The organism is Bacillus sp. E214, assembly GCF_008087365.1.
In the GTDB taxonomy this organism is placed as follows: domain Bacteria; phylum Bacillota; class Bacilli; order Bacillales; family Pradoshiaceae; genus Pradoshia.
The window spans coordinates 417,511-431,713 of sequence record NZ_VENN01000001.1 but is presented as its reverse complement, the minus strand read 5'-3'; the positions used below and the strand labels follow the sequence as shown (position 1 = coordinate 431,713).

11 protein-coding genes are annotated in these 14,203 nt (G+C 37.7%); all 11 read right to left on the bottom strand.

The window, feature by feature from the left end:
- Nucleotides 1-61 precede the first annotated feature (61 nt).
- The 11 genes from FHY47_RS02065 to asd all read right to left on the bottom strand — a co-directional run bounded on the left by FHY47_RS02065 (nucleotide 62) and on the right by asd (nucleotide 14,067).
- Nucleotides 62-1,147 (bottom strand): BMP family lipoprotein, encoded by a 1,086-nt coding sequence (locus tag FHY47_RS02065; protein WP_066100296.1) that lies wholly within the window; start codon nucleotides 1,145-1,147, stop codon nucleotides 62-64.
- A 53-nt stretch (nucleotides 1,148-1,200) separates the two neighbouring features.
- Entirely contained in the window at nucleotides 1,201-1,926 is a 726-nt protein-coding gene (locus FHY47_RS02060; protein ID WP_148629582.1) for a GntR family transcriptional regulator, read from the bottom strand.
- Nucleotides 1,927-2,404: 478 nt separating this feature from the next.
- Nucleotides 2,405-3,490, bottom strand: a complete 1,086-nt coding sequence (locus FHY47_RS02055; RefSeq protein ID WP_066102259.1) for a BMP family lipoprotein — start codon at nucleotides 3,488-3,490, stop codon at nucleotides 2,405-2,407.
- A gap of 443 nt (nucleotides 3,491-3,933) precedes the next feature.
- A complete protein-coding gene (locus tag FHY47_RS02050) occupies nucleotides 3,934-6,267 on the bottom strand; it encodes a DNA translocase FtsK (RefSeq protein WP_139891215.1) in 2,334 nt (777 codons plus the stop codon).
- A gap of 110 nt (nucleotides 6,268-6,377) precedes the next feature.
- A complete protein-coding gene (locus tag FHY47_RS02045) occupies nucleotides 6,378-6,587 on the bottom strand; it encodes a YlzJ-like family protein (protein WP_139891216.1) in 210 nt (69 codons plus the stop codon).
- 2 nt (nucleotides 6,588-6,589) lie between these two features.
- The gene (locus FHY47_RS02040; RefSeq protein ID WP_373925464.1) at nucleotides 6,590-7,288 is read right to left on the bottom strand and encodes a ClpP family protease; all 699 of its coding nucleotides are present in this window, start codon (nucleotides 7,286-7,288) and stop codon (nucleotides 6,590-6,592) included.
- 936 nt (nucleotides 7,289-8,224) lie between these two features.
- Nucleotides 8,225-8,677, bottom strand: coding sequence for a GNAT family N-acetyltransferase (locus FHY47_RS02035; RefSeq protein WP_066100312.1), 453 nt, complete (start codon nucleotides 8,675-8,677; stop codon nucleotides 8,225-8,227).
- Between the two features lie 113 nt (nucleotides 8,678-8,790).
- A complete protein-coding gene (locus FHY47_RS02030; protein ID WP_139891219.1) occupies nucleotides 8,791-10,458 on the bottom strand; it encodes a ribonuclease J in 1,668 nt (555 codons plus the stop codon).
- Between the two features lie 336 nt (nucleotides 10,459-10,794).
- Entirely contained in the window at nucleotides 10,795-11,670 is an 876-nt protein-coding gene (gene dapA / locus FHY47_RS02025; RefSeq protein ID WP_066100317.1) for a 4-hydroxy-tetrahydrodipicolinate synthase, read from the bottom strand.
- Nucleotides 11,671-11,696: 26 nt separating this feature from the next.
- On the bottom strand, nucleotides 11,697-12,950 hold the full coding sequence (dapG, locus tag FHY47_RS02020; protein ID WP_139891220.1) for an aspartate kinase: 1,254 nt from the start codon (nucleotides 12,948-12,950) through the stop codon (nucleotides 11,697-11,699).
- 73 nt (nucleotides 12,951-13,023) lie between these two features.
- Nucleotides 13,024-14,067 (bottom strand): aspartate-semialdehyde dehydrogenase, encoded by a 1,044-nt coding sequence (gene asd, locus FHY47_RS02015; RefSeq protein ID WP_066100321.1) that lies wholly within the window; start codon nucleotides 14,065-14,067, stop codon nucleotides 13,024-13,026.
- Nucleotides 14,068-14,203 lie beyond the last annotated feature (136 nt).

The following is a 14,203-nucleotide window of genomic DNA, read 5'->3' as shown; positions in this document are numbered from 1 at the left end:
ACATCAGCCAAGGTAATCGCAAGGGATAAGGATCACATCCTCATCCCTTACTAGGAAGTGCTTATTTTAAGAATGTATCTAAATCTTCACGAGTAGATGGTACTTTAATTTCTCCACTCTTAATCTTTTCTTTATATTCTGCAACTTTAGTTTTAATTTCATCTGACAAGTTTTCTTGTGAAGGTGCGATATCAACTGCATCATTTTCTAAACCAAATTCAACATTTTCTCCGCCAGGGAATTTGCCTTCCTTAGCAAGATTGGATACTTCCACAACTGCCAAATCAACACGTTTAATCATAGATGTTAATGTGATATTTTTGTCTGTACCAGGTACATCACCTAATGCTGCTTGGTCAGAGTCAACCCCAATAACCCAGATTTCTTTGCTTGGATCATTTTTAGTGATGTTAACTGCTTCTGTAAATACGCCTTTACCTGTTCCGCCGGCTGCATGGTAGATAATATCAATACCGGATTTATACATTGCTTGTGCTGTAGCTTTACCAATATCAGCTTTATTAAAATCACCTGCATATTTTACCTGAACATCTGCCTCAGGTTTAACTGATTTAACACCTGCTATAAATCCGCTCTCAAATTTTTTAATAAGTTCACTTTCAACTCCACCAATAAATCCAATTTTATTGGATTTAGTTTGCATCGCGGCTACTACACCTACCAGGAAGGATCCTTCATGCTCTTTGAATGTGATACTTGCCACGTTATCAACATCTACAACAGAATCAATTAATGCGAATTGGCTCTTAGGATTTTGCTCGGCAACTTCTGTAATGGAGTCAGACAATAAGAAACCTACCCCATAAATAAGGTCAAATTTTTGTCGTACCAGCTGATTTAAGTTAGTAGTGTAATCAGCATCAGATTTGGACTGGAGGTAATCATAACCGTTTTTACCTTTTTCAAGATTGTTATCTTTACCAAACTGTTGTATACCTACCCAAGCGGATTGGTTAAAGGATTTGTCATCAACCCCGCCTGTATCTGTTACCATGGCAACTGTGAAATTGTCCTTACCTTCTGTTTCACTGCTGTTACCTTTCTCTTCTTTGTTTCCACAAGCACCTAAAATTGTGCCCGCAGCCAGAACTAGTGACAATGCCATTCCAAATTTGCGTTTTTTCAAGGTCTTAACCCCCTATATTTTTTTGGCAGTAGTTCTCTTATTTTGCGCATAAATTATGTTCTTTTACGCAAAATATGAAAGCGAAATGTATCCGCTTTAAAGAAGTTGGCCGAGTATAGATATGGTTTGTCCTTACTATCATAGTGAGTTTGTTTTAGTAAAAGCAGAGCAGTGTCCAATTTGCAATTTAAAATAGGTGAAATCTTTTCGTGATAGCCATGTGGTTCGATATCAGCCACAGCGTATGTAATTTGTATACCAGCAGTTTTTTCCAAGACATGAAGTAATGATTCCTCTTGGTAAAGAACTGGATCCGGTAACACACGAACAGGTATCTTGTCCAAACAATAAACGACAGGTTCCCCATTAGCAGTTCTGACTCGCTCGATTACTAAAAACTGATCCTCAATTTGACAGTCGAACCTTCGCATATCTTCTTCTGTTGCACCCTCTATGAATGAGTTTAAAAAAATTGTTCCTGGTTTCATGTTTGCTTCGCAGATCATATCTGTCACACTCTTTAATTGTTCAATTCCCGAAGAGAATAAAGGAGTGGAATTCACAAAAGTACCTACCCCATGCCTGCGTATAATCACATTATCCTCTTCCAAAATTCTGAGTGCTTCTCTTAATGTCGCTCTACTCACACCGAGTATTTTGGCCCATTCAGACTCAGATGGCAATTTTTCATGCTCCTTATAGATACCGGTTCTTATGTCCTGTCTAATCTTGTCGATTACTTGCAGATATAATTGTCGGTTGTCGTGTCTGATAGACATACTCTTTTCCCCCAGGAAATTTCCCACTCTCATTCTATTGATGTTATCTACTAACCACTCATAATTTATCATGTATTTCCAAAGAAAGAAATAGCTATTCACAAAAATATCATATTTTGGAAGCGTTACCTTATCCGTTTTTTTCCACGGAAATGTCGAAAAAACCCTGGTATATCTGACTTTTTTTCACGTAAGTCTTTTTTCCTACAAAAAAAGTTTATATATTATAAATATTCTGTTAAAACATAAACTGAAAAAAAATTCAATAAATATCTATTTTCCATCTAATCGCTAGGCTACCCTTTTGTACCATGTGACTGACTTTTAATATTTTTCTAAAATACCTTTCATATTCTTCTAGCCTAATTACGAAAGACTGGTATCGTGGTCCATCCTCAAAACTATTTTCCCTTTGCTAAGTCCTAATAGGTCCTTTAGAGATTAAAGGGATAAGGACCGAGGCCCTTATCCCTTTATCTTATTTTAAAAATGCATCAAGTTCTTTTTGAGTAGATGGTACTTTTATATCACCATTCTTAATTTTACCTTTATATTCATCAACTTTTTTAAGTATATCGTCAGATAAGTTATCTTTAGTCGGTGCAATATCAACACCGTTATTTTCAAGACCAAACTCTACGTTCTTTCCTCCTGGGAAGGATCCTTCCATCGCTTGTTTTGAAACTTCTTGTACAGCTAAGTCAACACGCTTAACCATGGAGGTGAGCGTTACGTTCATGTCTGTACCGCTGATTTCACCTTCATCAGCTTGGTCTTTATCTACACCAATTACCCATATATCTTTTTCAGGATTGCTTTTCTTAATGTTTTTTGCCTCAGTGAAGACTCCTTTACCACCATTTCCTGCTGCGTGATAAATGACATCAATACCTGATTTATACATAGCTGATGCTGTTGCTTTACCAAGAGATGCATCACTGAAACTTCCTGTATATTTCACTTGTACTTCAGCATTAGGATTTACTGTTTTAACACCAGCAATAAAGCCCTTTTCAAATTTTTGAATTAGCGGGTTCTCTATTCCACCTACAAAGCCAACTTTATTGGATTTTGTTTGCATACCGGCAATAACACCTACAATAAATGAACCTTCATGCTCCTTGAATGTGATACTTGCAACGTTATCAGCTTCAACCACTGAGTCGATAATTGCAAATTTCCCATCCGGATTTTGATCAGCCGCTTCTTTAATTGCATCCTCCATTGTGAATCCGACACCATATATTAAATTATACTTTTGGCGTACAAGTTGGTTTAAGTTTGTGGTGTAATCAGCATCTGATTCAGATTGCAGGTAGGTATAGCCGTTTTTACCTTCTTTTAATCCATTCTCTTTACCAAAAGCTTGAATACCTTCCCATGCAGATTGATTGAAGGATTTGTCATCAATACCACCTGTGTCACTAACCATTGCGACAGTGAAATTATTTTTCTCATTGGCCGTGCCGCCTTCATTGCTCTCCTCTTTGCTTCCGCAAGCACCAAGAATGGTACTAGCAGCTAGCACAAGAGACAAAGCCAGTCCAAATTTACTCTTTTTCAACATAACAACCTCCAAAATAATTAGTCGGTGCTCCATATAGTATGAGCTTTTCCCTATCCTTTTACACATAACATCGTTTTAGATGAATCTGTTAAATGATTATAGAAAATCCATACTTAAATGGTGCATTGTGTACTTGGGTACAATTTTTCGCTTTTGTATTATACAAATATGTACAATAAATAAGTGCATGTACTTCTTATCCGGAAAAATTATTTCCTGATAATTATATATATATATGTTTGCTAATTCGATTTTAATTTAACATGAATTTAAGTAAAAATAAATAAATTATCCTAATATAAAATTATTGATAACTTTTTGAAAAAATACTCACTTATAAAATTTCTTTACAGTTCAAAATTCAGTTATTTAACATACTAAAAAACCCAAAAGTTAGTTTTTTAATCTAACTTTCGGGTTTGGTATCTATACTGCTCTTTTTATGAATTACTAGCTTGATCGAAGTCCTTGGGAACAAGTACAGTTCTTGGTTTGCTTCCTTCATACGGACCAACGACACCGCGAGCTTCCATCTCATCGATCAAACGTGCAGCCCTTGTATACCCAATCCTGAATCGTCTTTGGAGCATCGAAACAGAGGCGGTTTGCATATCAGCAATTAATTTGACGGCTTCATCATATAAGTCATCTGTTGATTCACTTACTGTTTCCTGAACTTCATCCGGAATCATATTCTCTTGATATTGGGCTCTTTGCTGAGAAATCACGAAGTCTACTACATCTTCCACTTCCTGATCTGATAAAAAGGCACCTTGTACCCGTACTGGCTTTGACGCACCTACAGGCAGGAATAACATATCCCCGCGACCGAGAAGTTTTTCTGCCCCTCCCATATCTAATATGGTTCTTGAATCAATTTGGGAGGAAACACTAAAGGCAATCCTTGATGGTATGTTAGCTTTTATAACTCCTGTTATAACATCTACAGATGGCCGCTGGGTTGCAATAATCAAATGTATGCCTGCAGCCCTTGCCATTTGTGCAAGCCTTGTTATCGCATCCTCCACCTCGCTGGACGCAACCATCATAAGGTCTGCCAACTCATCCACAATGACAATAATATATGGCAATAAAGGATTTTTTTCGCCTTCTTCTAAATTTTGTCTCGTCACTAAGTCATTGTACCCCTCAATATTTCGAGTTCCTGAGTGGGAAAACAGCTCATAACGTCTTTCCATTTCCATAACAACTTTCTTTAATGCCTGAGCTGCTTTTTTAGGATCCGTTACAACTGGAGCTAATAGATGAGGAATTCCATTATAAACATTTAACTCCACCATTTTTGGATCAATCATCATCATTTTAACTTCATGTGGTTTTGCTCTCATGAGTACACTAGTAATGATTCCGTTAATACAGACACTTTTCCCGCTTCCGGTTGCTCCGGCTACGAGTAAGTGAGGCATTTTATTCAGTTCAGCAGAAACTGCTTCACCTGATATGTCTCTACCCAAAGCAATTAATAGTTTAGAACCGCTTTTTTCAGAAGGCTGTACCTCGAGAACCTCTCTTAATGAAACGACTGCTACATCTGAATTAGGCACTTCTATCCCAATCGCTGATTTACCTGGGATTGGTGCTTCAATACGTATATCCTTAGCAGCGAGCGCTAATGCCAGATCGTCTGATAATGACACAATCTTACTAACCTTTACACCTACATCAGGATGTACTTCATATTTCGTAACTGCAGGTCCTAAGTGAACTTGAGTGACCCTAGCTTTCACTCCAAAGCTTTTAAAAGTACTCTCTAATTTCTCAGCATTTGTATGTATTAATTCATATTCTCCACTTTGATCTGCTTTTTTTGGTGACTTCAATAGCGATAATTTTGGAAGTTTATAGTCCACATTTTCAACTTCTGTAAAATTCATATGTGGCACAGGTTCAGCAGGAGCTTCTGTGCTATCATTTGGTTTACTTATCTGATCATCATTTTTCTTATCATCAATTTCCTCATCCAAATAGGCACGATCAGCAAAATTCGAAATAATTCTTTCTTCAAGTGTATCTTCTTTTTCTGGATTACTTCCCTCATCTTGTAGTACTGAGGAAGCTTGTACCGATTCACTTTTACTTTTAGCTTTCTGGTTTTTGTTTTTATTCTTTGAAGTCTTAGGCTCTCGCAGTTCAGCCATAAACGATTTCCACTGGCTGACGATAAATCTTCCAATCGCACCAAGTACTTTGCCAATTGAATCACTTAAGCCTTTACCGGTTATAAGAATTAAACCTGCAACAATCAATAAAAATGAAATAAATTTACTGCCGGCATCTGCAAATAAAAAATGGAAGACGGCATAAAGGATTGCACCTATCATCCCACCGCCAAGATCAATGGTACTTGCAGTTCCCTGTAATTCCATCCAAAAGATTTCCCAGGTATTTAAAATGACACTTGGCTGGGTAAATCCATTATTAGAGGACAAATTCTCAAATAAAATAATATGTGATGAGAGTAAGATTGCTAAAATAATGAAGTATATACCGACCAGCTGGCGTTTAAAAAAGAACGGAATCTCTCTTTTCCACATTAGGAACACACCAAAGACCATTAAGCCAAGCAGAAGTAAAATGTACCACTCACCCATAAAAAACCTAGAAAGAAACACGAATGAAGTACCTACTGCCCCAAGCTTTGCCATCGCAATCGCAGAAAACCCAAATATAGAAAGTCCCGATATTTCATATTTTAAAGTTGACTTTATTTGGTCACCTTTTTTGGAGCGAGATTTCTTTTTTTTCTTACTCATTCGACCACCCGTATTTCATATAGAATTAAAAACGAAAGAAAGCAGCCAACTTGGCTGCCTTTACCCCGTTCACCCTTTATTATAGCATAAATAATACACACTGACTGCTATTACAGGTTGTTAATTACCGCTCCTGGCGCAAGTGTCTCTGATAAGTAATCATTCGGATCTGTACTGATAATCCGGTTAACCTTTACTGCTCCATTAGGTAATCTTTCACCAATAAACGGAATACCATCCTTCTTAAACATTTCATGACTGGCTTGATATAATTCTTCATACATCAAAGTATCCAAAGGCATAATTGTATAAAAAGTCATATTTAATCTCCTTTCGAAGAGTCACTTTTTTCTCTTATCATCTCGTTAAGCTTTGAAATCGCTGCACCGATTCCGCCAACCTCATCAATTAAACCTGTTTTCACAGCATCTTCCCCCACTACATTTGTTCCAATATCTCTCGCAAGATTTCCTCTCGCAAACATCAAATCCTTAAATGTGTCTTCATTAATGTCTGAGTGCTTGACCACAAAATTCACAACCCGATCCTGCATTTTATCAAGATATTCAAATGATTGGGGTACTCCGATTACAAGTCCTGTAAGACGAATAGGGTGAATTGTCATAGTAGCTGTTTCTGCTATGAAAGAATAGTCACAGCTAGTTGCAATAGGGACGCCGATACTATGACCTCCCCCCAAAACGATAGATACAGTCGGCTTTGATAGAGAAGCAATCATTTCTGACATAGCAAGCCCTGCTTCCACATCACCCCCAACGGTATTTAAGATAACCAATAACCCTTTAATATCAGGATTTTGTTCTATTGCCACCAGCTGTGGAATAACATGTTCATATTTTGTTGTTTTATTCTGTGGAGGTAATTGTACATGACCCTCTATTTGCCCTATAATCGTTAAACAATGGATGGTTGAATCTTTTGGCAACTGCGGCACATTGGTTTGTCCCAAAGCTTGTATCTTATCTACAAGTGCACTGGGAGCTCCCTTATTATCATCCACTGGCTTTTCCTCATGAGGTACCTCTAACTTTTTATCCACTCTTAATCCCCCTCTACAAAAACGCTCTCCCCTTTAGTATGTACAGCGGAATCATTTCCATTCAATTTGAGGGGCACTTAGTACATACAAAAAAAAGAATCCTTATTTAGGATTCTTGAGGAGAAACAATCGTTTAACACCTTAGGAGACTCAACCATGCATCAGCTGATTATAACTTTTTACTGCCCGGTACTTCTGTACAAACTTTTCAGCTGAAGTGTGTTAGTTCCGCATTATAAAGGTTTCTTTACACCTTTTACGTTTACCTTGAAAACACACTGCATATTCAATTATTGGTTACTCATACCCGATTTTCCATTTCAATCAATCCTGATTATGTGGAACTAAACAACCATTCCACTCTTATCCAATTGTGACCATCACCTTGCCTTTTTTGGTTTTTCATTTGGTAAGAATCCTATTATTATTAACTCCACCCTTTTGAAAAATATCCGGTGAAAGGCTTTTGGTTAAACATATCTGGACTTTTTTATACTGAAACTTCTTACTATCCAGTATAAATCTGTCTTTCAATCCTTCCCCATTTGAGTTAATTTCCTAAGAATTCACCATTAGAATTAAACCACATTATCACATTTGTTTAAGATTCACATAATCCTTTTAGAAATAGTTTCGATCATATATCGTTCACTCTTATTACTTAAGCTTCCTTTTACGGAACGAACACTATATGATTGAGTCACCTGAAGTGTTAAACTTTATTGTTTCCTCCTTTCTTATTTATATAATACCCATTTCTAAGAGAATAAACCGTTTTCATTTAAATTTTTTTTATTTTTTTTGATTGGTGAAATTACTTCCATATCATCAGTCTTAAATGTGAGCAGAAACAAAACAGAGCGGCTTTTCTATAACAAGCCGCCTGTAACCTTAAAACTAAACTAGATGCTTTTCGTAATGAACCCTATCTTTCTCATTACTTGTATCTTGTTCACTAGCTGTATACCCATTTCTCTCCCAAAATAATTTGATTCTGTTGTTATCACTTCTCACATTCAGTGTAGTTTTTTTAAATCCACGCTTGATAAATAGATCCTCCAATTCATAGTAGGCTGTAGTACCATAACCAAATCCCTGGTAATCTGCATGAATGATCATCAGATTAATCGTAACGAGCTGCTCCTCTTTATGCTCCATAAAAGCAGTTAGTCCAATATACGTATCCTCGGCTTTAATCAAATAATCACCTTGGTTTGGAGTCAATAATTTTAACACTTCCTCCCTATTTTTCGATATACCGTACTCATTATCAAAATAGGAAGAATTAGAATCCATCATTTCTTTTGCTATATATAAATTCTCTTCTGTTACGCGTTCAAATGTAATCACTATGTATCACTCTCCCATTCTTCTTTAATTCATAAACTAGCCTATCTTTTTCACCAGGAACTTACCCGAATAAGAAAAATGGCTATCCGCTGGATAGCCATTTACGTCCTTTTTTACACTTCCATAATAATTGGTAAAATCATTGGGCGTCTTTTTGTTTTATCGAACAAATAATGATTTAGACTATCACGGACTTCCTGTTTCATTCCGGCCCAGTCAAAATGGTCTTTAGAAGTATTTTTGATTACAATCTCACGCACAATATTTGTTGATTGTTCCATTAATGATTCTGATTCTCGAACATACACAAATCCACGTGAAATGATTTCAGGACCTGCTACTATACTCTTATCCGCACGGCTTAAAGTCACAACTACAATTAGAATTCCGTCCTGAGATAGCAAACGGCGGTCACGCAAGACAATATTTCCTACATCACCAACGCCACTTCCATCAATCAAAACATTCCCAGCAGTCACTTTTCCAGCGCTTTCAATCGAGTCATTTGTTATTTCAATAACCTCACCATTTTCTGGTATATGGATTTGATTTTGGTTAAAGCCAATTGATTTTGCAATGCGCATATGAGCAATTAGCATTTTATAGTCACCTTGGATGGGAATAAAATACTTCGGTTTCATGAGGTTAAGCATCATTTTTAGCTCTTCCTGGCTGCCATGGCCCGATACATGGATTTGATTTTTACCAGCTACTACCTTTGCACCTGCTCTAAATAATAAATCGATAGTCCTGGACATAAGCAATTCTCCGCCATGGACAGCATTAGCCGCCAATAATACAGTATCACCTTGCTTAATATTAACTTGTTTATGACCATGCTTAGCCATTTTTTGCAGTGCTTCAAATGGCTCTCCCTGCAATCCAGTCGCAAGGATAATTATTTCACGATCTTCATATTGGTCGATCTCAGTTATCGGAATCAACACATCCTCATGGACATCCAAATAATTAAATTCCAAGGCAATTTCCAATACTTTTTCCATAGATTTACCGACAACCGCTACTTTTTTATGATTATCAAACGCAGCATTGAACACTTGCTGTAGACCGTTAAGATTAGATGCATAGCATGCTACAATAATTCTGCCTTTTGCATTGTAAAATTCATCAGACATATTTCTTGCAACAAGGGATTCAGAAGGTGTAAATCCAATCCGTTCTGCTCCTGAGCTATCTGATAATAGACAGAGAACTCCTGACTCACCGATTGCTGCCATTTTGCCAATTTCCGCTTTGTAAAGTCCCTGGGCAGCCTGATCAAATTTAAAATCACCCGTATAAACGATTGCACCATCTTTTGTTTCAATACAGATTCCAACAGAATCAGGAATGCTGTGATTTGTTTTGAAAAATGTGATTCTTGCAGAAGAAAAACGCAGGGATGTATTTGAATCTATTACTTCAAAGTCAACATTTAAATTTTCGTTAATTTCTGCGATTTTGGATTTTGTTAATTCTATGCTCAATCTTGTACCATAAACCGGTGCATCCAATTCCTCAATAATATAAGGGAGTGCACCAATATGATCCTCATGACCATGGGATAGAAAAATCCCCTGAATTCTTTCTTTATTTTCGATAAGGTAAGAGATATCTGGAATTACTACATCTATTCCAAGCATTTCGGTTTCCGGAAACATTAACCCGGCATCCAGCACAAATATATCTTCGTCTACTTCGACGAGATACATATTTTTTCCAATCTCTCCTGCTCCGCCTAATGCAATTACTTTGATCTTCTGTCTAATTTGTTTAACCAATTTATTGTTCCTCCTGTTATCAACTACTCGTCCATTTTCCAGTTGAATCCATTATAACCGATAGTGTATCGGCATGCCACTGACATCATCTTTTTAGATTTATCTATGAATTCCGACTATCGTTCTTTTTTTGAAAATATGCTTTTCTTTAGGTTCATAATATATATACACTGCTGTTTGTTTGCTATAGGCATAACAAAAAAAGCAGACATCTTCAATGCTAACTAAACATGTATAAAAAAGAATATGTATAAAATTGTACTAAATAGATAGATAAGCCAATCGCATTGGATTGGCTTATCCTCAGGCAGACTCTAAAAACAGACAAACTAAGCATTATTTTAATGTATTTAATAGATTTATCAATGTGTTCCGTTCAACTTCATTCATTGGTACAAGAGGCAAACGAACAGACCCAACGCTCATACCCTTGATTTGCAAGGCTGTCTTTAAAGGAGCTGGGCTTGGTGTCAAAAATAACCCCTCAATGACTGGCAGTAATTTCTGGTGCATTTGGGCTGCCTCAGCCATTTCACCAGCGTAGAAATGTTCAATCATTTTTTGGATGTCACGTCCAATTATATGGGAGGCCACCGAGACCACACCTGCTCCTCCAATTGAAAGTACAGGTAAAGTTAAACCATCATCTCCACTGTATAAATCGAAATCATCCGGTGTGTTGGCAATAATTTTTGTCATTGCATTTAAATTACCGCTGGCCTCTTTTACAGCAACAATATTCGGAATCTCTGACAGGCGAATAACGGTTTCCGGATGAATATTCGTCACCGTTCTGCCTGGCACATTATAAATCATGCACGGCAGAGTAGTAGCATCCGCCACAGATTTGAAATGTTGATATAGCCCCTCTTGGTTTGGTTTATTATAATAAGGCGCTACAAGCATAATCGCATCTACACCGGCCGCTTCCGCCTTCTTTGTTAAATGGATGGACGCATACGTATTATTTGAGCCAGTTCCTGCTATCACAGGGATGCGTTTGTTTACAATTTTCACGACATATTCAAATAATGCCACTTTTTCTTCTGTTGACAAGGTTGGGGATTCACCAGTAGTTCCTGAAACCACCAGTGAATCTGTGCCTGTTTCAATTAAGTAATCTATGAGTTTTGCAGTCTTACCAAAATCAATATTCCCTTTATTATCAAAAGGTGTAACCATCGCGGTGGACACGCGTCCAAAAAGACCCATATTTCCACTTCCAATCTTATATTTTATTATTCCGCAAGTTCTTCCCATTCAAACAGATCATCGTCCATTAAATGGAGATTAAAGGCATTATGAAGAGCATTTACAGCTTCTACTAAATCTTCTTCTTTAACTAATACCCATATCGTTGTGTGGCTATCTGCGGATTGCAGAATCTGTATGCCTCGTTCTGATAATGGAGTAACAATTTTCGCTGTTACTCCCGGCACTCCCGTTATCCCGGCTCCAACGACAGACACTTTGGCACAGTTTGATTGGATACCAGGCTCATATCCTAATTCACGTAATACCGAAATTGCCTTATTAGCATCGTTGTTGGAGACAGTATACACAGCACCATTTGGATAAATATTAATAAAATCAACGCTTATGCCTGAATTCGCCATCGCTGTAAAGACTTCCGCCTGCAGATCATACTGATCTTCCTTAGCCTTTACTTTTATCTGAGTGATATTGCTTACATGGGCAATACCAGTAACAAGACGTTCCTGTATATCACTGCCTCGACGGTGTTTCGGATGACCTGTAACCAGCGTACCCTCACCTTCAGCATAGGTTGAACGGATTCGCATCGGCACCTTTGCCTGCATCGCAATTTCAACAGCACGTGGATGAATGACCTTAGCCCCCTGGTAGGCCATGTTACATACCTCTGTATAGGTTACTACTGACAGCGGTCTGGCTTGTTCCGCAATACGGGGATCAGCTGTCATAATTCCCTCTACATCCGTAAAAATGTCAACATACTCTGCCTTCAGTGCAGCTCCAAGGGCTGCAGCAGATGTATCACTGCCGCCGCGCCCTATCGTTGTAATATCGCCATTTTCAGCAATACCCTGAAAACCAGTCACAACGATAACGTCTGATTTTCCTAGCTCATCAATCAGTCTATCGGTCTTCATTTCCATTATTTTTGCATTTGTATAGTCATTATTTGTTCTGAAACCGGCCTGTCCGCCAGTTAAGGCAGTCGCTCGAATTCCTTTTTCTAAGAGCATATTGGTAAATACAACCGCTGAGATTATCTCTCCGCAAGATAATAGCAAGTCCTGCTCACGTTCCCCCAAGTACATTCCTTTTTCATTAACAAGTGAAAGTAAGGAATCCGTTGCATATGGATCACCTTTTCTTCCCATTGCAGATACAACAACCACTATTTTGTACCCTTTGCCTATACCTCTTTTTATATGTTGAAACGCATACTCTCTGCTCTCTGCATCTTTTACAGAGGTACCGCCAAACTTTTGAATGATGATCTTCACTTTTTACACCCCAAAATGAGCCTTCCTACTTTAGAGAAAATAAGAAGGCCAAGATATCCTATCATTTCAATAATTACACTAGCCCTAATCGAATAAGGCTCTCTGCAATTTGAACAGAATTCCAGGCGGCCCCTTTTAATAGGTTATCGGAAACAACCCACATATGGAACCCGGCATCTTCGTCCAAATCTTTCCTTACTCTCCCAACAAAAACTTCATTCTTCCCAACACAATCTGCCGGCATTGGATAGACTTGATTGGCGGGATCATCCTGAAGGACAATTCCAGGAGCATTTAGTAATATTTCTTTTACTTGCTCAGCACTGACACCGTTATTTTCAATTTCTATATACACGGATTCTGAATGACCAACTGCGATTGGAAGGCGAACGCATGTTGCTGCTACCTGCAGTGACGGCAAATGCATAATTTTCTTCGTTTCATTTACCATTTTCATTTCTTCAAATGTATACCCATTCTCACCGAAAACATCAATCTGAGGAATAGCATTAAAAGCTATCTGATAATGTTTTTCCGCACCTTTAACAGGTAATATAGATGGATTAACAGTCTTACCGGCTAAAATATCGCTTGCTTGCGTATTTAATTCCTCAACAGCTGCTGCACCCGCTCCAGAAACAGCCTGATAAGTGGAAACAATAATTTTTTTAAGTCCATAGGCTTTTCTGATTGGTTCAAGTGCTGCTACCATTTGGATTGTCGAACAATTAGGGTTAGCTATGATTCCCTGATGCTTACGAAGATCATCCTCATTCACCTCAGGAACTACAAGCGGAACATTTTCGTCCATACGGAAGGCACTTGTATTATCCACAACGATAGCACCCCTTTTAACAGCCTCAGGAGCTAATGCTTTAGATATACTTCCGCCAGCACTAAACAGGGCAATGTCTACCCCTTCAAAGCTCTCTGGCTTTGCTTCCTGTACTGTTATGGTCTCTCCATTAAATTCGATTTGTTTACCTGCTGAACGAGAAGAGGATAACAGACTTATCTTCCCAATAGGGAAATTCCTTTTTTGAAGAGTGTCAATCATTTGCTGTCCAACTGCACCAGTAGCCCCGACTACAGCTACGTGTAATTTTTTTTCATTCATGTTTGTTACCCCTTCCTATAAAATTAGGTATTTATTTTCATGTAAACTACTAGAAATAATAAGATATGCTGTCATAGCTATTTATATATTTTTTATAAAAGGAGCAACCTTCTTTTCAGAACAATGAATATATTCT

Excerpts from the sequence above, each read along its gene's own strand:
- FHY47_RS02050 (WP_139891215.1), bottom strand. The coding sequence starts at position 6,267 with ATGAGTAAGAAAAAAAAGAAATCTCGCTCCAAAAAAGGTGACCAAATA.
- dapA (WP_066100317.1), bottom strand. The coding sequence starts at position 11,670 with ATGGGTCTTTTTGGACGCGTGTCCACCGCGATGGTTACACCTTTTGAT.
- FHY47_RS02060 (WP_148629582.1), bottom strand. The coding sequence starts at position 1,926 with ATGTCTATCAGACACGACAACCGACAATTATATCTGCAAGTAATCGAC.
- asd (WP_066100321.1), bottom strand. The coding sequence starts at position 14,067 with ATGAATGAAAAAAAATTACACGTAGCTGTAGTCGGGGCTACTGGTGCA.
- FHY47_RS02045 (WP_139891216.1), bottom strand. The coding sequence starts at position 6,587 with ATGACTTTTTATACAATTATGCCTTTGGATACTTTGATGTATGAAGAA.